This is a genomic window from Erwinia sp. SLM-02, from assembly GCF_037450285.1.
GTDB lineage: Bacteria > Pseudomonadota > Gammaproteobacteria > Enterobacterales > Enterobacteriaceae > Erwinia.
In genome coordinates this window covers 678,835-700,531 of the sequence record NZ_JAQISN010000001.1, presented here as the reverse complement: position 1 = coordinate 700,531, position 21,697 = coordinate 678,835, and the positions used below count along the sequence as shown (strand labels likewise).

At 53.7% G+C, this 21,697-nt stretch carries 15 protein-coding genes; 4 read left to right on the top strand and 11 right to left on the bottom strand.

Annotation, left to right across the window (positions count from 1 at the left end; all coding sequences use genetic code 11):
- Positions 1-56: 56 nt before the first annotated feature.
- From lpxK to serC, 8 genes are all read right to left on the bottom strand, one after another.
- Positions 57-1,031, bottom strand: a complete 975-nt coding sequence (gene lpxK, locus PGH32_RS03280) for a tetraacyldisaccharide 4'-kinase (protein ID WP_337893166.1) — start codon at positions 1,029-1,031, stop codon at positions 57-59.
- Positions 1,028-2,776: a lipid A ABC transporter ATP-binding protein/permease MsbA gene (gene msbA, locus PGH32_RS03275; RefSeq protein ID WP_337893165.1), complete on the bottom strand. Its 1,749-nt coding sequence runs from the start codon at positions 2,774-2,776 to the stop codon at positions 1,028-1,030. Before msbA ends, lpxK begins: the two co-directional genes overlap by 4 nt.
- A 35-nt stretch (positions 2,777-2,811) precedes the next feature.
- Positions 2,812-5,076 (bottom strand): ComEC family protein, encoded by a 2,265-nt coding sequence (locus PGH32_RS03270; RefSeq protein WP_337893164.1) that lies wholly within the window; start codon positions 5,074-5,076, stop codon positions 2,812-2,814.
- Positions 5,077-5,290: 214 nt separating this feature from the next.
- A complete protein-coding gene (ihfB, locus tag PGH32_RS03265; protein ID WP_105593444.1) occupies positions 5,291-5,578 on the bottom strand; it encodes an integration host factor subunit beta in 288 nt (95 codons plus the stop codon).
- A gap of 84 nt (positions 5,579-5,662) precedes the next feature.
- On the bottom strand, positions 5,663-7,336 hold the full coding sequence (gene rpsA / locus PGH32_RS03260) for a 30S ribosomal protein S1 (RefSeq protein ID WP_123332483.1): 1,674 nt from the start codon (positions 7,334-7,336) through the stop codon (positions 5,663-5,665).
- A gap of 151 nt (positions 7,337-7,487) precedes the next feature.
- On the bottom strand, positions 7,488-8,171 hold the full coding sequence (gene cmk, locus PGH32_RS03255) for a (d)CMP kinase (RefSeq protein ID WP_314419852.1): 684 nt from the start codon (positions 8,169-8,171) through the stop codon (positions 7,488-7,490).
- A gap of 208 nt (positions 8,172-8,379) precedes the next feature.
- Positions 8,380-9,666, bottom strand: coding sequence for a 3-phosphoshikimate 1-carboxyvinyltransferase (aroA, locus tag PGH32_RS03250; RefSeq protein ID WP_337893163.1), 1,287 nt, complete (start codon positions 9,664-9,666; stop codon positions 8,380-8,382).
- Positions 9,667-9,753: 87 nt separating this feature from the next.
- Entirely contained in the window at positions 9,754-10,839 is a 1,086-nt protein-coding gene (gene serC / locus PGH32_RS03245) for a 3-phosphoserine/phosphohydroxythreonine transaminase (RefSeq protein WP_314419853.1), read from the bottom strand.
- 309 nt (positions 10,840-11,148) lie between these two features.
- Here serC and ycaO point away from each other — a divergent pair, with 309 nt between their 5' ends.
- The 4 genes from ycaO (at position 11,149) to pflA (ending at position 17,363) form a co-directional block, all read left to right on the top strand.
- Positions 11,149-12,906, top strand: a complete 1,758-nt coding sequence (ycaO, locus tag PGH32_RS03240) for a 30S ribosomal protein S12 methylthiotransferase accessory factor YcaO (protein WP_337893162.1) — start codon at positions 11,149-11,151, stop codon at positions 12,904-12,906.
- Between the two features lie 356 nt (positions 12,907-13,262).
- Positions 13,263-14,120, top strand: a complete 858-nt coding sequence (focA, locus tag PGH32_RS03235) for a formate transporter FocA (RefSeq protein WP_314419857.1) — start codon at positions 13,263-13,265, stop codon at positions 14,118-14,120.
- Between the two features lie 90 nt (positions 14,121-14,210).
- Positions 14,211-16,493: a formate C-acetyltransferase gene (gene pflB, locus PGH32_RS03230; protein WP_314419858.1), complete on the top strand. Its 2,283-nt coding sequence runs from the start codon at positions 14,211-14,213 to the stop codon at positions 16,491-16,493.
- Between the two features lie 129 nt (positions 16,494-16,622).
- Complete coding sequence (pflA, locus tag PGH32_RS03225) at positions 16,623-17,363, top strand: pyruvate formate lyase 1-activating protein (protein ID WP_314419860.1); 741 nt, start codon at positions 16,623-16,625, stop codon at positions 17,361-17,363.
- Positions 17,364-17,501: 138 nt separating this feature from the next.
- Here the strand turns inward: pflA and PGH32_RS03220 are convergent, their stop codons facing one another.
- From PGH32_RS03220 to PGH32_RS03210, 3 genes are all read right to left on the bottom strand, one after another.
- Positions 17,502-18,659, bottom strand: a complete 1,158-nt coding sequence (locus PGH32_RS03220; RefSeq protein WP_314419861.1) for an MFS transporter — start codon at positions 18,657-18,659, stop codon at positions 17,502-17,504.
- Positions 18,660-18,960: 301 nt separating this feature from the next.
- Complete coding sequence (serS, locus tag PGH32_RS03215) at positions 18,961-20,253, bottom strand: serine--tRNA ligase (protein ID WP_314419864.1); 1,293 nt, start codon at positions 20,251-20,253, stop codon at positions 18,961-18,963.
- 96 nt (positions 20,254-20,349) lie between these two features.
- Positions 20,350-21,693, bottom strand: a complete 1,344-nt coding sequence (locus PGH32_RS03210; RefSeq protein WP_314419865.1) for a replication-associated recombination protein A — start codon at positions 21,691-21,693, stop codon at positions 20,350-20,352.
- Positions 21,694-21,697 lie beyond the last annotated feature (4 nt).

Here is a 21,697-nt window from a genome sequence, read left to right as displayed (position 1 = left end):
CCCCGTCAACGGATACGTTTTCATTAAGCGCTGACCGGCGAAAGAATAACTTTGGGTTAACCGTTGTTCAGCGCCTGGATACGTGCCAGCAGCGGCTCGGCTTCCGACAGCACGGCATCCACCGGCAAATACCACCAGTTCGCACGGGCAAAAGCACGGGCTTTCACCGCGTCTTTTTCGGTCATCAGCAGCGTCTGATGCGGTTCAGCCAGCGAGCTGAGCGCCTCTGCGCTGTAATCCTGATGGTCCGCGAACGCCACCTCCTTTACCGGAGACACGCCCAGCTGACGCAGTGTATTAAAGAACCTCGGTGGGTGGCCAATACCCGCCATAGCGACGACGTTATCCAGCGTGACTGCATCACATTTTTCGCCCGTCAGCAGGTTAACTGCCGGGCCAGGCACCAGCTGCATAGCCAGTTCCCCCGTGTGCGTCACGCCGCCGTTATTGATCACCGCCGTTACGCTCTTCAGCCTGCCGACGCGTTCACGCATCGGGCCTGCCGGCAGCCACCAGCCGTTACCAAAACGACGCTCGCCGTCAACCACCACGATTTCAATATCACGAGCCAGGGCATAGTGCTGTAGTCCGTCGTCGGTGACGACAATATCTATCTGCCCGCTGGTCAGTAAAGCCTCAACGGCTTCGCGGCGGCGGGGAGATACGGCCACGGCGGCACCGGTGCGCTGATAAATCAGCACCGGTTCGTCACCCGCTTCAGCGGTGGTGGTTTGTGGATCCAGCACCAGGGGATAGCGGACGGCCTTGCCGCCGTAGCCGCGTGAGACTACACCAACCCGTAAACCTCGCTGCTGCAGGGCCTGCACCAGCCAGATAACCACCGGCGTTTTGCCATTGCCGCCGGCGGTGAGGTTACCCACGACCACGACAGGCACCGGCGCGCGCCACGCCTGACGCCAGCCCCAGACATAACTCAACCGCAGCAGGTTGCTGATAAGTCCGTAAAGCAGGCTGAGCGGCAGCAGCAGCACGTACAGCGCTGAACGACCGCTCCAAATGCGCTCAATCATTGACCAAACTGCATCTTGTGTAGCTGGGCGTAAGCGCCGCGTTCAGCCAGCAGCGTTTCATGGCTGCCGCGCTCAACAATCTGACCGTCTTCCACCACCACAATCTCATCGGCTTTTTCGATAGTCGACAGACGGTGAGCGATAACCAGCGAGGTCCGGTTTTTCTGCAGCTCGTCCAGTGCCGCCTGAATTGCGCGTTCGGATTCCGTATCGAGTGCCGAGGTGGCCTCATCCAGAATCAGCACCGGGCAGTCGCGCAGCAGCGCTCGCGCAATGGCAATACGCTGGCGCTGTCCGCCCGAAAGCAGCACGCCGTTTTCACCGATAACGGTATCCAGGCCGTGTTCCATCTTGCCAATAAAGTCCATGGCATGGGCCATTGTCGCCGCTTTTTCGATATCTTCGCGACTGTACTGCTCGCTACGTGCATAGGCGATATTGTTAGCGATAGTGTCGTTAAACAGGTGCACGTTCTGCGAAACCAGCGCCACCTGATTACGCAGCGACGACAGGGTATATTCCCGCAGTTCGTGGCCATCCATCAGAATTTCACCCTGCTGAATATCGTAGAAGCGCGTCAGCAGGCTGGCAATGGTTGACTTACCTGAACCCGAACGCCCGACCAGAGCAACGGTTTTCCCCGCCGGAATATTAAGGTTAATGTTCTTCAGCGCGGGAATTTCGCGGCCCGGATAGGCGAAGGTGACATTGCGGAATTCGATATCGCCTTTCACGCGGTCGACGCTGCGGGTGCCCTTGTCATTTTCCTGCTCGCTGTCCAGAATCGCGAACAGCGTCTGGCAGGCCGCCATACCGCGCTGGAACTGCGCGTTAACGTTGGTCAGGGACTTAAGCGGACGCATCAGCGCAATCATTGAGGAGAAGACAACGGTAATCGTACCCGCAGTAAGGGTTTCCATGACGCTTGGGAAGCTTGCTGCATACAGAACAAATGCCAGAGCCAGCGAAGCAATCAGCTGAATAATCGGATCGGAGATAGACGAAGCGGAAACCAGTTTCATGCCCTGCTGGCGCATGCGGTTACTGACGCGATCGAAACGTTCGCTTTCGATCTGCTGCCCACCGAAAATCAGCACTTCTTTGTGCCCTTTCAGCATCTGCTCGGCGCTGGTGGTCACCTGCCCCATCGTGTTCTGCATATTCTTGCTGATATTACGAAAGCGCTTTGAAACGCTGCGAATAGCGAAGGATACGATTGGCGCCAGAACGATCAGGATCAGCGACAGCTGCCAGCTGTAATAGAACATCATAATAAACAGGCCGATGATCGAAGCACCTTCTCGCACAACCGTGACCAGCGCGCTGGAAGAGGAAGACGCGACCTGTTCAGAATCATAGGTGATGCGCGAAAGCAGCGTTCCGGTGGATTGCTGATCGAAAAACGATACCGGCATGCCCATCATGTGACTGAACAGCCTGCGACGCATGCCCATAACGACATTTCCGGACACCCAGGAGATGCAGTAGCTGGAAGCATAGCTGGTGATCCCGCGAATCAGCATCAGACCAATAACGGCCAGCGGCATCCATATCAGGACAGAACTATCCGCCTTACCAAAACCGTCATCAAGTAAAGGCTTCAGCAGTGACAGCATAAGCGTATCGCCCGCCGCGTTAAGGATCAGCGCGATAGCGGCCACAATCAATCCCGCCTTATAAGGCACAATCATTGGCCAGAGACGACGAAATGTCTGCCAGGTAGAGAAATCTTTATCAAGATGCATTAGTTGACCAGCTTTAGTTGAAATAGCCGCTCATTCTACCTGGATTCCCTGGGTACGCCAAACCACTGATGGTACCAACGGTTCATTATTTGTTCTCTTAACCCTAAAAGATGCCAGTTATCAACGAAAAAACGCGCGCTAATCTGCCCGGAAAGTGCGGTATCACGCCACATTATGTGATTTTCAGCATAGCGCGTAATTATTTTCGTGGCGGGTAGCCGCCACGCGCTGTAGCGAGCTGCGGAGGCAATAGCCGCCTTCGGGGCGACCGCGCGAAGCAGAGGGGGGGAAGATGAGGTGCGGCTGCCGTGATGTGGAACCTGTAGTAGATCGGCACCTAATGCATCACGTTGCCCGGTAACAAGCTGAAGTTCGGCCTCACGCTCAATATCCCCGGTGAGCAGCACGCGCCAGCGTCCGTCACCGATCGCCACTACGCATGACTGGTTATTGCCCTCTCCGGGCATATCCTTTGGCGGCCACAGGGCTTTAAACATCAGCCCCTGCCAGCGCCAGCTTACTCCCCGGTGGCACGGTAAATGCCCCGGACGCTTTAAGGCGCTATGCACCCGGGCATCCGGAAACGCCGACTGAATACTCGGTAATCCACCAATGTGATCCAGATGAGCATGACTGATCACCACGTCGGTCAGCGTTAACCCCTGCCATTGCAGCCACGGAATAATCTGGCTATGGGCGGCATCTCCCCCCGGCCAGCGGTTGCCGGTATCGTATAATACTGCCTGGCCACGCTGTGAGATCACCACGGCTAATCCATGGCCAACATCAAGCATGTCCACGCGCCACTCGGGCTTGACGTTAAAATTCCGCCAGCTCAGTAGCAACAAAGCGCACGCCATAAGGGTAGCCGGAGAACTTCGCCACCAGTTGAAGCGCCATGCCAGCAGAAACAGCCAGCAGGCAAACGAGCCTGCGGCAAAGTGACTTGCCAGTGAAAACCAGCCGTCAGGTAGCTGCTGTAGAGGGAAAAAAACCAGCGCCAGTGAACGGTCTGCAAGCCACCACATAAAAGGACCAATCGACGGCAGGAAATTACACAGCAGCGAGGTCAGAATCAGCGGTACGGTAACCAGGGATATCAGCGGTACAGCCCAGAGGTTAGCGACTAATGCACTCAGGCTGAAACCGTGAAAAATAAAGACCTGCAGCGGCATTAACAACAGCAGCATACCCAGTTGCAAATGCAGCAGTCGCAGCGGCAGCCAGCACTTTCCTCTACGAAAACGAGAAGGAAGCGCAAAGCATTGATACCAGATAAGCAACCCCGCCACTGCCAGTGCCGACATCCATAAACTGTCTGAAAGAACGCTGAGCGGTTCAAGAAAAAGGATTAGCGCAATGCAAAACAGCCATACCTGCCAGCTGCTGCAGTTGATCCCTTTCAGCCTGAGTGCGCTCCACATCAGCAGGGCCAGCATAGCCCGCATTGCGGGTGGATTGCTGCCGGAGAGCCAGCAGTAGACTAATCCCACCAGCAGACTGCAGTACAAAGGAAAGCGATAGGTTATCAGCCATGCCGGGAAAAAGAACTGAATGACTCTCGCCACAAGCCAGCCAAAACCGGCAGCCAGTCCAATCTGCATTCCGGCGATGGCCATCAGATGTGCCGTACCGGTTTCCCTTAACAGCTGGGTGATTTCACGCCTGACCTCCGAACGGTCGCCGAAAGCCAGCGCAGTAATCAGCGCCTGCCAGGGTAAATGGCCGTAGTGCTTACGCGCAGCCTCCATAATGCTTGCGCGCCAGCTGCAATGCGGTTGTCGTACCTTCGCGGCGATAGCTTTGCCCGTTAGCGGCATGCTACTTGCCAGAGAGAATCGCTGGCGGTCAAATCCCCCCTCATTCAGTTGAGCGTGAAGCGGGCGAAGCGCCAGCGCCATGTCCCAGCGCTGCCCCTGGCAGAATGACCGTTCAGCGCTCGGTAATTTCAAAGAAGCATAGATCGGAGGAAAAAGAATCCGGCCATCCTGCCTGAACAACCGCACTCTGGCCCGCTCCCCGCCGGGGAGTACGGTATCAATCTGCACTTCCGCCTGCACCACACCCTGCGTCAGTCGCTCAATTTGGCCCTGAAGCGATCGGGCGGTATTCAGGGGCCAGAGCGACGAGAGTAAAACCATCGCGGCAAAGACCACAATGCGCCGCGGGCAGCGCATGAATAAGAATAAAAGTAGCAGTACCGCTATGTCGTAACCATAACCGGGTAAGTGCGGCAGGACCGTGAGCGGCAAAGTGCCGATCACAAGACTGCCCGCCAGCAATGTTGCTGTTATTCGCATGATCCCTCCCTGATGTAGGGCCAAGTGTGTCCTTTACGGGAGAGGTGGGCATTAGCGTTACATCAGAGCTCAGAGACAGGCCGCAGATTGTTTATTTTTTGCAGTAACGGGAAGGGGATATTGCGTGACGTGCTCAGTTTTTAACTGAGCTGATTACCCTGCAGCAGGCAAAAAAAAACGACACTTGAGTGTCGTTTTTATCGTTTCGTCGCTATCAGCTGCCGTAGATATTGGCGCGATCGCGCAGTTCTTTACCTGGCTTGAAGTGTGGAACGTATTTACCTTCCAACTCCACTTTGTCACCCGTTTTCGGGTTACGGCCGGTACGAGGTGCACGATAATGCAAAGAGAAGCTGCCAAATCCCCGGATTTCAATGCGTTCGCCCTGCGACAGGGTCGTCGCCATATGCTCAAGCATCTCTTTTACCGCATCCTCAACGACTTTCGCCGGTATATGAGAGTGCTGGCCAGCAAGTCTTTCAATAAGTTCTGACTTGGTCATAAAACCTCCGGTTAATCCCTTGTAGGAATAGCTCTGGCAGTTATCGACGATACAGGGCAGCTTGCGCTGCCCTTAAAGCGAAGATTACTCGCCTTTAGCTGCTTTGAAAGCTTCAGCCATAGCGTTAGAGAAGTTGCCTTCTTCCTGTTTGGTGTTAACAGTATTGATGGCTTCTTTCTCGTCAGCCTGGTCTTTCGCACGAACAGACAGGCTAACAACGCGGTTTTTACGGTCAACGCCGGTGAATTTGGCTTCAACATCGTCGCCAACATTCAGAACCAGAGTTGCGTCTTCAACGCGGTCCAGCGAGGCTTCAGAAGCACGCAGGTAACCTTCAACGCCGTCAGCTAATTCAACTGTAGCACCTTTAGCGTCAACTGCAGTCACTTTACCGTTAACAATTGCACCTTTCTTATTCAGAGAGATGTAGTTGTTGAACGGATCTTCTGCCAGCTGCTTAACGCCCAGGGAGATACGCTCGCGCTCTGCGTCAACCTGCAGAACCACAGCTGCGATTTCGTCGCCTTTCTTGTATTCACGAACTGCTTCTTCTCCGGTAGCGTTCCAGGAGATGTCAGACAGGTGAACCAGGCCGTCGATGCCGCCGTCCAGGCCGATGAAGATACCGAAGTCAGTGATTGACTTGATTTTACCTTCAACGCGGTCGCCCTTGTTGTGGGTTTCTGCGAACTGCTGCCATGGGTTAGATTTGCACTGCTTCAGACCCAGGGAGATACGACGACGTTCTTCGTCGATGTCCAGAACCATAACTTCAACAACATCGCCCACGTTAACAACTTTAGATGGGTGAATGTTTTTGTTGGTCCAGTCCATTTCAGAAACGTGTACCAGGCCTTCAACGCCTTCTTCGATTTCAACGAAGCAGCCGTAGTCGGTCAGGTTGGTTACACGACCAGTCAGCTTGGTGCCTTCTGGGTAACGTTTCGCGATAGCAACCCATGGATCTTCGCCCAGCTGCTTCAGACCCAGAGAAACACGGGTACGCTCGCGGTCGAATTTCAGCACTTTCACGTTGATTTCGTCGCCAACATTGACGATTTCGCTTGGATGCTTAACGCGTTTCCAGGCCATGTCAGTGATGTGCAGAAGGCCGTCAACGCCGCCCAGATCAACGAATGCACCGTAGTCAGTGAGGTTCTTAACGATACCTTTAACTTCCATGCCTTCCTGCAGGTTTTCCAGCAGCTGATCGCGCTCTGCGCTGTTCTCGGATTCGATAACCGCACGACGTGAAACAACCACGTTGTTACGCTTCTGATCCAGCTTGATTACTTTGAACTCAAGCTCTTTGCCTTCCAGGTGCAGAGTATCACGCACTGGACGAACGTCTACCAGTGAACCTGGCAGGAACGCACGAATACCGTTCAGCTCAACTGTGAAGCCACCTTTAACTTTGCCGTTGATAATACCGGTAACAGTTTCAGCATCTTCGTAAGCTTTTTCCAGCGTGATCCAAGCTTCGTGACGTTTAGCTTTCTCACGGGACAGCAGGGTTTCACCGAAGCCGTCTTCCACTGCATCCAGAGCAACGTCTACTTCGTCGCCAACCTGGATTTCCAGTTCGCCGGCTGCGTTTTTGAACTGCTCTGCAGGAATTGCAGATTCAGATTTCAGGCCCGCATCAACCAGAACGACGTCTTTGTCGATAGCAACAACAACGCCGCGAACGATGGAACCCGGACGGGTTTCGATTGTTTTCAGTGATTCTTCAAATAGTTGAGCAAAAGATTCAGTCATATTGATAATCTTCAGGATTCTTCAATTTAACGTCCACCTGACATCCTGACGGGTGGGGTTGTTTCACATGCCCCATAACATCCATATCACAGGGTTAATTAAATTTTGCGAACAGCTGCACAGTATAGTGCACCGTCGTCGGAATTACCTATTACGCGATGGCAAGCTTTTCGCGCGCATATTTTAGCGCGATTTCAATAACCTGCTCAATAGACATCGTTGTCGAATCAAGCACTAAGGCATCGTCAGCCGGCACCAGAGGTGCAATTGCGCGGTTACGATCGCGCTCATCACGCTCTTTTATCTCGGATAAAAGGCGCTCAAAGTTAACATTAAAGCCCTTTTCCTGCAACTGTAGCATGCGGCGGTGCGCACGTTCTTCTGAACTGGCATCAAGGAAAATTTTAACCGGCGCATCCGGGAATACCACCGTCCCCATATCCCGCCCATCGGCGATCAGGCCCGGATGTTCACGAAAACCACGCTGGCGGCGTAACAGCGCTTCGCGCACGCGAGGAAACGCGGCAACTTTAGAAGCGGTGTTACTGACGTCCTGAGTGCGGATCTCCCCTGACACATCCTCACCTTCAAGGATAACTTCCATCTCACCTTCACTGGAGACAAAACGCACATCAAGGTGTGCAGCCAGCGGTACCAGCGCTTCTTCAGAAGTAATATCGACCTGGTGATGCAGCGCTGCAAGCGCCAGCACGCGATAGATTGCGCCAGAATCCAACAGGTGCCATTGCAATGCTTCGGCCATCGCTTTACATAATGTGCCTTTACCCGCACCACTTGGGCCATCAATGGTGATCACTGGGGCTATTGCCGTCATGTCGTTCTCCTGTCGGTGGAATGCCTGCGGCTAACGGTGCCCAGACAAATGTCGTCGCGCATTATACGCTGCAAAAACGGGGATAGTTACCCCTTAAACATAGTCAGCCACAAAATTTTAGACAGGTTCGATCATAAGGTGGGGAAGGAGGCAGGATCCATTGACAGGAAAGCATTTTCCGCCGCACGGGGTGCGGCGGAATTATCAGTTATGCCAGCTGACTGATGCGGGCAAGCTGTTCAAAATAGTCCGGGAAAGTTTTCGCGGTACATTTCGGATCGAGGATCGTAATCGGCGTACTGGAAAGCGCAACCAGCGAGAAGCACATGGCCATACGGTGATCGTTGTAAGTACCAATCTCGGCATACTGAATAGCAGCAGGAGGCGTTACGCGGATAAAGTCGTGGCCTTCTTCAACCTCTGCACCGACTTTACGCAGCTCGGTAGCCATTGCCGCCAGGCGGTCGGTTTCCTTAACGCGCCAGTTATAAATGTTACGCATAACCGTGGTGCCGTTGGCAAACAGTGCGGCGGTGGCAATCGTCATCGCCGCATCGGGGATATGATTCATATCCAAATCGATGGCATTCAGCTCGCCGCGGGTGCAGGCAATGAAGTCATCACCCCACTCAATGCTGGCACCCATTTTCTCCAGCACGTCGGCAAAACGAATATCACCCTGCATACTCTTACGTCCGATGCCGGTCACTTTAACGGTGCCGCCCTTGATGGCCGCCGCGGCCAGGAAGTAGGAAGCCGAAGACGCGTCCCCTTCAACCAGATAGTCACCCGGTGCCTGATACTGCTGCTGTCCACGAATGTGGAAAGCGCGATAGCTGTCGTTCTCAACCTCAATCCCAAAGGCTGCCATCAGATTGAGGGTGATATCAATGTACGGCCTGGAGACGAGCTCGCCTTTGATGACGATATGCGTGTCATTTGCCGCCAGCGGAGCCGTCATCAGCAGCGCGGTCAGGAACTGGCTGGATACGCTGCCATCAACGGACACATCGCCGCCGCTAAACCCCCCCCTGAGACGCAGCGGCGGATAGTCTTCCTGGTCAAGATACTCAATAACCGCACCGCCCTGTCGCAGCGCATCAACCAGATGACCAATCGGGCGCTCTTTCATACGCGGCTCACCGGTCAGCACGATATCATTGCTTCCCAGGCACAGCGCGGCGGCCAGCGGACGCATTGCCGTACCGGCATTGCCAAGGAACAGTTCCAGCGCACCTTCAGCCTTCAGTGCCCCACCCTGACCTACCACTTCACACACCGTGCGGTCGGCAGACAGCGTGTAGTGCACGCCAAGCTGCTGCAGCGCATTGAGCATGTGGCGAACGTCATCGCTGTCCAGCAGGTTAGTCAAACGGGTGGTGCCATTCGCCAGCGCAGCCAGCAGAAGCGCGCGGTTTGATACGCTCTTGGAACCAGGGAGGTTAACGGTGCCGTTGACCAGGGCGATAGGTTGTAACGTCAGGGATTCCTGCATGTGAAACATATTCTCCAAATAAATTACAATGAAACCCCGCAGCAAGGCGGGGTTTCAGATTAAGAACTTGCTGCTTTGGCTAAATCCTTAACCGTGACGACGCTCGAAGTCGATCATGAAATCAGTCAGCGTCTTAATGCCTTCCAGCGGCATAGCATTATAGATTGAAGCACGCATACCGCCCACCACGCGATGGCCTTTCAGTGCGTGCAGCCCCTGAGCAAACGACTCTTCCAGGAACAGCTTATCCAGTGAGGCATCGGCCAGCTGGAAAGGCACGTTCATGCGTGAGCGGTTAGCTAAGGCAACATCATTACGGTAAAAGTCGCTGCTATCGATGGTGCCATAAAGCAGATCGGCTTTCAGCTGGTTACGCTTGTCCATTTCAGCCACACCGCCCTGCTCTTTCAGCCATTTGAAGACCAGGCCAGAAAGATACCAGGCAAAAGTAGGTGGCGTGTTGAACATCGAATCGTTATCTGCCAGCACCTTGTAGTCAAGGATGGAAGGCAGCTCTTTGCGTGCCTGGCCTAACAGATCTTCACGGACAACAACCAGCGTTAATCCAGCCGGGCCGATGTTTTTCTGAGCACCGGCATACAGTACGCCGTAGCGGCTGACGTCAATCGGTGAAGACAGGATGGTTGAGGAGAGATCGGCAACAACCAGCTTATCGCCAAAATCAGGCGTTTCACTGATGGCAATACCATCAATGGTTTCATTCGGGCAGTAGTGAACGTAGGCCGCATCGTCGGACAGTGCCCAGCTGCTCATCGGGGTGATTCCGCGCAGGCCATCAACCGTCGTTTTCGCATTGATTACGTTTGGCGTGCAGTACTTCTGCGCTTCTTTTACCGCGCTGGCCGCCCAGTAACCACCGTCAACGTAGTCTGCGGTGTTATGGCTACCCAGCAGGTTCATCGGAACTGCGGCAAACTGCGCGCGCGCGCCGCCGTGGCAGAATAAAACTTTGTAGTTGGAGGGGATTTTCAGCAGATCGCGAAAATCTTTTTCTGCCTCTTCCGCCACCTGAATAAATTCCTTACTGCGGTGGCTGATCTCCATTACGGAGGTTCCTAACCCCTGCCAGTTGCAGAGTTCCTGCTCAGCACGACGGAGCACTTCTACCGGCAGCATTGCCGGGCCAGAGCTAAAATTGAAAACCTGACTCATTTCCCCTCACCACTTTCAGATCAATCGGTTTTGATTCCTTTATCGGTTTTATCATTGCCTCCCCAATGCTGCAATGATTTATCCGGTCAACCGACCAGTTTTCAGGCCGCGCCCGCAACAGCTTGTAGGGGAAATGAAACGGCAAACGATATTTTGTGAGGCGTTTTCCGCCGTCGTAAACACCTCTGTTACTGTTTCGGCGGAATATGGCATTCTTCAGCAGATGAATTTTTGGTTGCCGGATGGCGAATCCAGCGGAAAACCCGTATCATTGCGCGCTTTCCGCACAATCAATAACGAGTGGGCAAAATGACTCAAACTTATATTCCAGGCAAAGACGCCGCGTTGGAAGATTCCATCGCGCGCTTTCAGCAAAAACTACAGGATCTGGGCTTCAATATTGAAGAAGCGTCCTGGCTGAATCCGGTTCCCAATGTCTGGTCAGTGCATATTCGCGATCGCGACTGCCCACTGTGCTTCACCAACGGTAAAGGCGCCAGCAAAAAGGCTGCGCTGGCTTCTGCGCTGGGTGAATACTTTGAACGTCTGTCTACCAACTATTTCTTTGCCGATTTCTGGCTGGGCAAGCAGATCGCAAATGGCGATTTCGTTCACTATCCTAATGAAAAGTGGTTCCCGCTGCCTGAAGATGATCAGCTGCCGGCAGGCATCCTTGACGCGCGCCTGCGTAAGTTTTACGACCCGGAAAACGAACTGAGCGCCAGCGACCTTATCGACCTTCAGTCCGGTAATGCGGATCGCGGTATTGTTGGCCTGCCGTTCACGCGTCAGTCAGACCAGCAGACGGTCTATATTCCGATGAACATCATCGGCAACCTTTATGTGTCCAACGGCATGTCAGCGGGCAACACGGCTAACGAAGCCCGTGTGCAGGGTCTGTCTGAAGTCTTTGAGCGCTATATTAAGAATCGCATTATTGCTGAGTCCATCAGCCTGCCGACGATTCCACAGGAGGTGCTTAACCGCTATCCTGGCGTGGTTGAAGCTATCGATCGTCTCGAAGCCGAGGGCTTCCCAATCTTCTCCTACGATGCATCTCTGGGCGGAAAATACCCGGTGATCTGCGTCGTCCTGTTTAACCCGGAAAATGGCACCTGCTTCGCTTCCTTCGGCGCGCATCCTGATTTCGGCGTGGCGCTGGAGCGTACCGTTACCGAACTGCTGCAGGGCCGCGGACTCAAGGATCTGGATGTCTTCACGCCGCCGACCTTTGATGATGAAGAAGTTGCCGAACATGCTAACCTTGAAACCCACTTTATCGATTCCAGCGGTCTGATCTCCTGGGATCTGTTCAAAGACGATGCCGACTATCCGTTCGCTGACTGGAGCTTTAAGGGCACAACGGAAGAAGAGTTCGCAACTCTGATGGCCATCTTCGATGCGGAAGGCCAGGAAGTTTACATCGCCGACTATCAGCATCTTGATGTTTACGCCTGCCGTATCATCGTGCCGGGTATGTCAGATATTTATCCTGCGGAAGATCTGCTGCTGGCAAACAACAGCATGGGTGCATACCTGCGCGATACCCTTCTCAACCTGCCTGACAGCAGCTGGGAAAAAGAAGACTACCTGGCACTGCTGGAACAGCTGGATGAAGATGGCCACGACGACTTCACCCGCGTACGCGAGCTGCTGGGTCTGGCGACCGGCAAAGATAACGGCTGGTACACGTTGCGTATCGGTGAGCTCAAGGCCATGCTGGCCCTGGCCGGTGGTGACCTCGATCAGGCGCTGATCTGGACCGAATGGACGATGGAGTTCAATCAGTCAATCTTCAGCCCGGCGCGTGCGAACTACTATCGCTGTCTGCAGACTCTGCTGCTGCTGAGCCAGGAAGATGAGCGCGATCCGCTTCAGTATCATACCGCCTTCGTGCGTATGTACGGCCAGGAAGCGGTTGATAACGCCTCTGCTGCCATTAGCGGTGAAGCGCCATTCTATGGCCTGCAAAATGTGGACAGCGATCTGCTGGCATTCCCTGCACATCAGTCACTGCTGGCGGCATATGAGAAATTACAGGCGGCAAAACGCCGTTACTGGAAATAAGCTCACGACCGGACCGAATAGCGCCAGATGTGCGTGATTTTTTCCTGAAAAGGCACTGCGGGCGATAAGTTAATAAAAGGTAACGGCTAAGGGCTGTTACCTTTTTGTTTTTCACAAGATGGAATTAACTGCTGCCATTTTTTAACCTTCCAAAGAGGTTGAAAAATAAAATTTAAATTATTTTTTTAAATATTAAAAAAGTTTTATTTGTTATTTATCATCAAGTTAATTAAAAAATAGCCCCACTCATCCGATCTGAATGGCTGAATTACCAGACCACTATGATCCATATCAAATTCCCTTCTATACTCGTTTGTTAGACTTTCCTTGCTGACTACTTTTTGGAGAACGTTAGTGTGAAAGCTGGCAACCTCTTTGATCTATTATTACCTGCTGAAATGGCTAAAGTTGCTGAAGACGCTGGCGTCTATAAAGCAACGAAACATCCTTTCACTACCTTCTTTCTGGCAATTAACGCGGGCGTATTTATCTCAATCGCCTTCGCCTTTTACATCACGGCGACCACCGGTACCGGCACGATTCCCTGGGGGCTGGCAAAACTGGTCGGTGGGATCTGCTTTTCTCTCGGCTTGATGCTGGTTGTTGTTTGCGGTGCCGACCTTTTCACCTCTACCGTTCTCACCGTAGTGGCCAAAGCCAGCGGCAGAATCACCTGGACTCAACTGGCGCGTAACTGGATAAACGTTTACGTAGGCAATTTTATCGGCGCCGTCTTCTTCGTCGCGCTGATCTGGTTCGCGGGACAATATATGACCGCTAACGGTGCCTGGGGGTTAAACGTCCTGCAGACTGCCGACCATAAAATGCACCATACCTTTATCGAAGCAGTATGCCTGGGGATCCTGGCTAATCTGATGGTATGTATGGCGGTGTGGATGAGCTATTCCGGCCGCAGCCTGCTGGATAAAATGTTCGCCATGGTTCTGCCGGTTGCCATGTTTGTAGCCAGCGGCTTCGAACACAGCATCGCCAATATGTTTCTGATCCCCATGGCAATAGTCATCAAAGATTTCGCTTCGCCGGAGTTCTGGCAGGCAACCGGGGCCACAGCCCAACAGTTTTCACACCTTACCGTCAGCAACTTTGTTACTGACAACCTGATCCCCGTTACCCTCGGCAACATTATCGGTGGCGGCTTACTGGTAGGGTTGACGTATTGGGTGATCTATCTGCGCGATGGCGATCACCGCTGAGTCTCTGTAACAGAATTTTATACAGCCGCGGGCAGCTCACCGTCTGACGGTAACGTACAACGAACTTCACGTTATAAAGGTAGGTATCACATGACCGAGCTAAATAAAGACATGGCAAAAGCCTGGGAAAGTTTTGCAGCAGGTGAATGGCAGAACGGTGTCAACGTTCGTGACTTCATCCAGAAAAACTATACCCCCTATGAAGGCGACGAGTCATTCCTGGCCGGTGCTACTCAGGCGACCACCACTCTGTGGGATAAGGTCATGGAAGGCATCAAGCTGGAAAACAAAACCCATGCGCCGGTTGATTTTGATACCGACCTGGCGGCAACGATTACCTCGCATGACGCTGGCTACATCGAAAAAGCGCTGGAAAAGATTGTTGGTCTGCAAACTGAAGCGCCGTTGAAACGTGCGCTGATCCCGTTCGGCGGCATCAAGATGGTAGAGGGTTCCTGTAAGGTTTACGGCCGTGAACTCGACCCATCACTGAAAAAAATCTTCACCGAATACCGTAAAACCCATAACCAGGGCGTGTTTGATGTTTACACCCCGGATATCCTGCGCTGCCGTAAATCCGGCGTGCTGACCGGCCTGCCGGATGCCTATGGCCGCGGTCGTATCATCGGTGACTACCGTCGCGTTGCGCTGTACGGTATTGATTATCTGATGAAAGACAAGTTTGCGCAGTTCACTTCTCTACAGAGCGATATGGAAAATGGCGTTAACCTTGAAGCCACTATCCGTCTGCGTGAAGAAATTGCTGACCAGCATCGCGCACTGCAGCAGATTAAAGAAATGGCGGCTAAGCACGGTTTCGATATCTCCGGCCCGGCAACAACGGCTCAGGAAGCGGTGCAGTGGACCTACTTTGGCTATCTGGCCGCGGTGAAATCGCAGAATGGTGCAGCCATGTCCTTCGGCCGCGTCTCTACCTTCCTCGATGTTTATATCAATCGTGACCTGAAGGCGGGCAAAATTACCGAAGAAGAAGCGCAGGAGCTGATTGACCATCTGGTCATGAAACTGCGTATGGTTCGCTTCCTGCGTACCCCTGAATATGATGAGCTGTTCTCAGGTGACCCAATCTGGGCAACGGAATCCCTGGCGGGTATGGGCGTTGATGGCCGTACTCTGGTGACCAAAAACACCTTCCGCTTCCTGAATACGCTTTACACCATGGGCCCGTCACCAGAGCCTAACATGACCATTCTGTGGTCAGAAAAACTGCCTCTGAACTTTAAAAAATTCGCGGCGAAAGTCTCGATCGATACGTCTTCTCTGCAGTATGAGAATGACGATCTGATGCGCCCTGATTTCAACAGCGATGACTATGCAATCGCCTGCTGCGTCAGCCCAATGATCGTAGGCAAACAGATGCAGTTCTTCGGTGCCCGCGCTAACCTGGCAAAAACCATGCTGTACGCGATTAACGGCGGCGTGGATGAAAAACTGAAAATGCAGGTTGGTCCGAAAGAAGCACCGATGATGGATGAAGTGCTGGATTATGAAAAAGTGATGGCGCGTATGGATCACTTCATGGACTGGCTGGCCAAGCAGTATGTCACCGCACTGAATGTCATCCATTACATGCACGATAAGTACAGCTACGAAGCCTCTCTGATGGCACTGCACGACCGCGATGTCTATCGCACCATGGCATGCGGTATTGCAGGACTGTCGGTAGCGGCAGACTCACTCTCCGCCATCAAATACGCCAAAGTGTCCACCATCCGTGACGAAGACGGTCTGGCGGTTGACTTCAAAATTGAAGGCGAGTATCCGCAGTTTGGTAACAATGATTCGCGCGTTGATGACATTGCCTGCGACCTGGTTGAACGTTTCATGAAGAAAATTCAGAAACTGCAGACTTACCGTAACGCAGTGCCAACACAGTCTGTCCTGACCATCACGTCAAACGTGGTGTATGGTAAGAAAACCGGTAATACTCCGGATGGCCGTCGCGCCGGTGCGCCATTTGGACCAGGTGCGAACCCAATGCACGGACGCGATCAGAAAGGCGCAGTGGCTTCACTGACCTCCGTTGCTAAACTGCCGTTTGCCTACGCTAAAGATGGTATTTCCTATACCTTCTCCATCGTGCCAAATGCGCTGGGTAAAAATGATGATGTGCGTAAAGCCAACCTCGCAGGCCTGATGGATGGATACTTCCACCATGAAGCCAGCATCGAAGGCGGTCAGCACCTTAACGTCAACGTTATGAACCGTGAGATGCTGCTGGAAGCCATGGAAGATCCGGAAAAATATCCGCAGCTGACCATCCGTGTTTCCGGTTATGCCGTGCGCTTTAACTCACTGACCAAAGAGCAGCAGCAGGACGTCATTACCCGTACCTTTACGCAAAGCATGTAATACCACGCAGCCCCCTCTGGGGGCTGCAGCAAGTCCGTTTCGCCAGTGGCCTGTTTTGCTTCTTGCAGGGCACTGTCAAAACAGACTTAACGCAGCTCAAGACTGCGTCAACGTGGAGAATTCATCGCAATGTCAGTTATCGGACGTATTCACTCATTTGAATCCTGCGGGACCGTCGATGGTCCCGGCATTCGTTTCATCACCTTTTTCCAGGGCTGCCTGATGCGCTGCCTCTACTGCCATAATCGGGATACCTGGGACACCCACGGCGGTAAGGAGATTACCGTTGAGGAACTGATGAAGGATGTGGTCTCCTACCGTCACTTCATGAATGCTTCCGGCGGCGGCGTTACCGCTTCCGGCGGCGAGGCTATCCTGCAGGCTGAATTCGTTCGCGACTGGTTTCGTGCCTGTAAGGCCGAAGGAATTAATACCTGTCTGGACACCAATGGCTTCGTGCGTCGCTACGATCCGGTTATTGATGAACTGTTAGATGTCACCGACCTGGTGATGCTTGATTTGAAACAGATTAATGATGATATCCATCAGGTGCTGGTTGGCGTTTCCAACCATCGTACGCTGGATTTTGCCCGCTATCTGGCTAAGCGGAAAATCCGCACCTGGATCCGCTATGTGGTGGTGCCTGGCTACACGGATGATGATGATTCCGCCCACCGCCTCGGTGAGTTTACCCGCGATATGGGTAACGTCGAAAAAATTGAGATGCTGCCCTATCACGAGTTGGGTAAACACAAATGGGTAGCGATGGGTGAAGAGTACAAGCTGGACGGCGTTCATCCGCCGAAAGCGGAAACCATGGAGCGGATTAAACATATCCTCGAAAGCTACGGCCACTACGTGATGTACTGAGCCAGAGTAAAAGGGCGACCCTCGGGGCCGCCCTTTTAACGTACATACTTCAGCGCTTAACACCCCTTCAGTAACGTCAGAGCACGTCCAACGATAACTCAGAGTCGTTAAAGATTCGGCTCACTATGCCCGATCTTCTCAGGCGTGCGCCACCGGATTGATATGGTGGTCCGCTTTGCGCAGCAGCATGGCGAGATAAATCAAAGCCACCACCGCAATCATCACAAACAGCAGACGATCGGAATAATTCTGCATCAGCATCGACGTCATTGTCGGGCCGGCAAGGCTGCCCACGGTATAGCTGAGCAGCAACGCCTGATTCATCGCTACCAGTTCATGATGTGCGACCTTCTCACAGGCCCAGGACATGGCAACGGGATAAAGCGTGAAGCCGGCACAGCCGAGAATAAACAGAGCCGGTCCCATTGCTGCGTTGCCCAGCATGGCCAGCGCGCCGAGGATCACACCGAATACCTGCACCCTCAGCACCATCAGTCTTCCATAGCGATCCGCAAGGCGGCCGATGGGCCACTGGCCGATAATACCGGCACTGACTAACAGCGCCATCCAGTAGCCCACGTTGGAATCACTCATTCCCTGATGCGACAGATACAGCGGCATCAGACCGTACAGTGAACCCAGAACAATACCGGAAATAATACAGCCGTTAATCCCTAAGCGTGCATTGCGGCGGCGCAGCATCGGCCACAGGCGACCTGATGCCCCATCCTCACCTTCTTCCGCCTGGCTGGCGGTAACGCGGGTAAATACCAGCGGCAGAATAGCCGCCAGAATCAGACCGCTAACCCACGGCAGCACCTGCATCAGTTCGGTAGAAACGCGGCTGACCATCAGCTGTCCGGCAACGGTCGCGATGTAATAAACAATCATGTAGGCCGCCAGCAGTCTGCCACGGTTACGCAGCGTGCCGTTACACAGCAGCGCACTCTCAACAATTACCCAAATCAGCGCACAGCCTACGCCCGCGACGAATCGCCACAGGGTCCACATCCAGAATCCACTCTGCAGGCCCAGAGCAACGGTAGCCAGAGCAAAAACCAGCGAGGCCAGATAATAGCTGCGGTTAAAACCAAGGCGTTTAATCAGCCATCCCGCAATCAGCGTGCCCAACAAATTACCGCAATAGTAAGAAGAACTGACGACGCCAATCTGCCAGGTCGGTAACGCATCATGCGTCAGCCACAGTGGAACCAGAGTATTCAGCGCGGCAATAGAAATCGTCAGCAACAGCAAACCGCAAAGCAGCACTATTACAGGGCGCGACCAGATGGACATAGTAGTGAAGAACCAGAATGAGGAAGGATTTTGTGCGCATCATGCCACCGCGCGGAGGTTTGTAAAAGCACCAAAGAATGGCCGCAGCACGATTTGCTGCTAAATGATTTAATTTTTTTATCTACAAGGAGTTAGCGCGGTGAGAGCCAGCTTATCCGCGTAAAATATCTCGTTGAATTTGCATCAAATTACGCGAAAGATAACGAAATTATCCATAACGAATTTTGCTTGATGACGATGAAAAAAAACCGCCTGTGACGTACTGTCACAGACGGTTTTTCAACATGAAGAGCGAGCGATATTAGCCGATATACTCAAGGCCTTTCATGTAGGGACGCAGCACTTCCGGCACTTCAATACGGCCATCTTCCTGCTGGTAGTTTTCCAGCACGGCAACCAGAGTACGCCCCACTGCCAGACCGGAACCATTCAGCGTGTGTACCAGACGCGGTTTTTTCTCGGTTTTGGTACGGCAGCGTGCCTGCATACGACGGGCCTGGAAATCGCCCATGTTGGAGCAGGACGAAATTTCGCGGTAGGTGTCCTGCGCCGGCAGCCACACTTCCAGATCGTAGGTTTTGGTTGAACCAAAGCCCATGTCACCGGTACACAGCAGCACCTTACGGTACGGCAGGTTAAGCAGCTGCAGCACTTTCTCTGCGTGGCCAACCAGCTCTTCCAGCGCGTCCATGGAGTCTTCCGGACGGGTAATATGCACCATCTCAACTTTATCGAACTGGTGCATACGAATCAGGCCGCGGGTATCGCGTCCATAGGCACCGGCTTCGGAACGGAAGCACGGCGTATGCGCGGTCATTTTCAGCGGCAGTGACTCTTCTTCCAGGATCTCATCACGAACCAGGTTGGTCAGCGGGACTTCCGACGTTGGGATCAGCGCATAGTTGCTGCTGGAAGCTTCTTCTTCCAGCGGACGCGTATGGAACAGATCTTCGCCGAACTTAGGCAGCTGGCCCGTACCGTACAGGCTGGCATGGTTCACCAGATACGGGACGTAGGTTTCCTGGTAGCCGTGCTGCTCGGTGTGCAGATCGAGCATAAACTGGCTCAGCGCACGGTGCATCAGGGCAATCTGCCCTTTCATCACGATGAAACGCGAGCCGGTCAGCTTAACCGCTGCAGCAAAGTCCAGACCTGCGGCCATCTCACCGAGTTCAACGTGATCGCGCACCGCGAAATCAAACTTACGCGGTTCACCCCAGCGGCTGATCTCCAGGTTTTCACTGTCGTCTTTACCCAGTGGTACCACATCATCAGGCAGATTAGGAATGGCCAGCGAGAAGTCACGAATATCGTTTTGCAGTGCGTCCAGCTCTGCTTTAGCAGCATCCAGGCGTTCGCCCAGGGCATTCACTTCCTGACGCAACGGTTCGATGTCTTCCCCACGTGCTTTGGCCTGCCCGATGGATTTGGATCGCGAGTTACGCTCTGCCTGCAGATTTTCAGTTTCTACCTGCAACACTTTACGACGCTCTTCGTGAGCGCGCAGCGTGTCAACGTCCAGTTTATAACCCCGGCGTGCCAGTTTTTCAGCGACTGCGTCTGGCTCATTACGCAGCAGATTGGGATCGAGCATGCTTGTCCTGTGCTTGTTGTGATGGAATAAAAGAAAAGGCGCATCCACCGGAGTGAATGCGTTGAATTCGCAGGTAACCTTACCGCAACGCCCCGGTCAGCGGTAGCGTTTTGTCGGGCTATTTTGATCCTGAGTGGCAAGCCAGGTGAGCTTTTCACCGATTTTGCCCTCCAGCCCGCGAGATGTCGGCTGATAGTAGCGGGTCTGGGCCATTTGCGGGGGGAAATAGTCCTCACCGGCCGCATAGGCGTTCGGTTCGTCATGGGCGTAGCGATACTCCGCGCCCAGCCCCATTTCCTTCATCAGCTTCGTTGGTGCATTACGCAGGTGTTCAGGCACATCGTAATCCGGATTTTCACGCGCATCGCGCATCGCCGCTTTGAAGGCGGTGTAAACGGCATTACTTTTTGGCGCGCAGGCCAGATACACGATCGCCTGAGCGATTGCGCGTTCGCCTTCCGCCGGACCGACCCGGGTAAAACAGTCCCAGGCAGCGATGGCAACCTGCATACCGCGCGGGTCGGCATTACCCACATCTTCAGAGGCAATAGCCAGCAGGCGGCGAGCGACGTACAGGGGATCGCCACCCGCAGTAATAATTCTGGCATACCAGTACAGCGCCGCATCCGGTGCGGAACCGCGTACGGACTTGTGCAGAGCGGAAATCAGATCGTAAAACCGATCGCCCTTATTGTCGAAGCGAGCGCTGCGTTCACCCGAAACTTCGTTCAGCAGCTGCGGCGTCAGTTCACGCTTGCCCTCGGCGTTCACCTCGGCCATATCCGCCATCATTTCCAGCGTATTAAGCGCCCGACGCGCATCGCCATTGACCAGCTCGGCAATCATATTGCGGGTATTGTCCGGCAGGATGACGTTATCGTTGCCGTAGCCACGCTCGCCATCGTTCATCGCCTGATCCAGTACCGCAGCAATGTCCTCACTGGTCAGTGATTTCAGCAGATAGACGCGCGCGCGTGAAAGCAGCGCGGAGTTAAGCTCAAACGAGGGATTTTCGGTAGTGGCACCGATAAAGGTGATCGTGCCGTCCTCAATATGCGGCAGAAAGGCATCCTGCTGGCTTTTATTGAAGCGATGCACCTCATCGACAAACAGTATAGTACGGCGCCCCGCATTGCGGCTCTGCCTGGCACGTTCGATGGCTTCGCGTATCTCTTTCACGCCGGATGTCACCGCAGAAATACGCTCAACGTCCGCCTGACCGTAATGGCCGATAATCTCAGCCAGCGTCGTTTTCCCCGTCCCCGGCGGCCCCCACAGGATCATCGAATGAAGGTGGCCGGCTTCAATCGCCCGCGGCAGCGGTTTCCCCGCCGCCAGCAGATGCTGCTGGCCGATATATTCATTCAGATTACGTGGCCGCATACGTGCGGCCAGCGGTTGAAACTCGTTGCGGGAGAAGTCGAGGGACAGGTTACTCACGCGG

Excerpts from the sequence above, each read along its gene's own strand:
- pflB (WP_314419858.1), top strand. The coding sequence starts at position 14,211 with ATGACCGAGCTAAATAAAGACATGGCAAAAGCCTGGGAAAGTTTTGCA.
- serC (WP_314419853.1), bottom strand. The coding sequence starts at position 10,839 with ATGAGTCAGGTTTTCAATTTTAGCTCTGGCCCGGCAATGCTGCCGGTA.
- ycaO (WP_337893162.1), top strand. The coding sequence starts at position 11,149 with ATGACTCAAACTTATATTCCAGGCAAAGACGCCGCGTTGGAAGATTCC.
- pflA (WP_314419860.1), top strand. The coding sequence starts at position 16,623 with ATGTCAGTTATCGGACGTATTCACTCATTTGAATCCTGCGGGACCGTC.
- rpsA (WP_123332483.1), bottom strand. The coding sequence starts at position 7,336 with ATGACTGAATCTTTTGCTCAACTATTTGAAGAATCACTGAAAACAATC.
- lpxK (WP_337893166.1), bottom strand. The coding sequence starts at position 1,031 with ATGATTGAGCGCATTTGGAGCGGTCGTTCAGCGCTGTACGTGCTGCTG.
- cmk (WP_314419852.1), bottom strand. The coding sequence starts at position 8,171 with ATGACGGCAATAGCCCCAGTGATCACCATTGATGGCCCAAGTGGTGCG.
- ihfB (WP_105593444.1), bottom strand. The coding sequence starts at position 5,578 with ATGACCAAGTCAGAACTTATTGAAAGACTTGCTGGCCAGCACTCTCAT.
- PGH32_RS03270 (WP_337893164.1), bottom strand. The coding sequence starts at position 5,076 with ATGCGAATAACAGCAACATTGCTGGCGGGCAGTCTTGTGATCGGCACT.
- PGH32_RS03220 (WP_314419861.1), bottom strand. The coding sequence starts at position 18,659 with ATGTCCATCTGGTCGCGCCCTGTAATAGTGCTGCTTTGCGGTTTGCTG.
- serS (WP_314419864.1), bottom strand. The coding sequence starts at position 20,253 with ATGCTCGATCCCAATCTGCTGCGTAATGAGCCAGACGCAGTCGCTGAA.
- msbA (WP_337893165.1), bottom strand. The coding sequence starts at position 2,776 with ATGCATCTTGATAAAGATTTCTCTACCTGGCAGACATTTCGTCGTCTC.
- aroA (WP_337893163.1), bottom strand. The coding sequence starts at position 9,666 with ATGCAGGAATCCCTGACGTTACAACCTATCGCCCTGGTCAACGGCACC.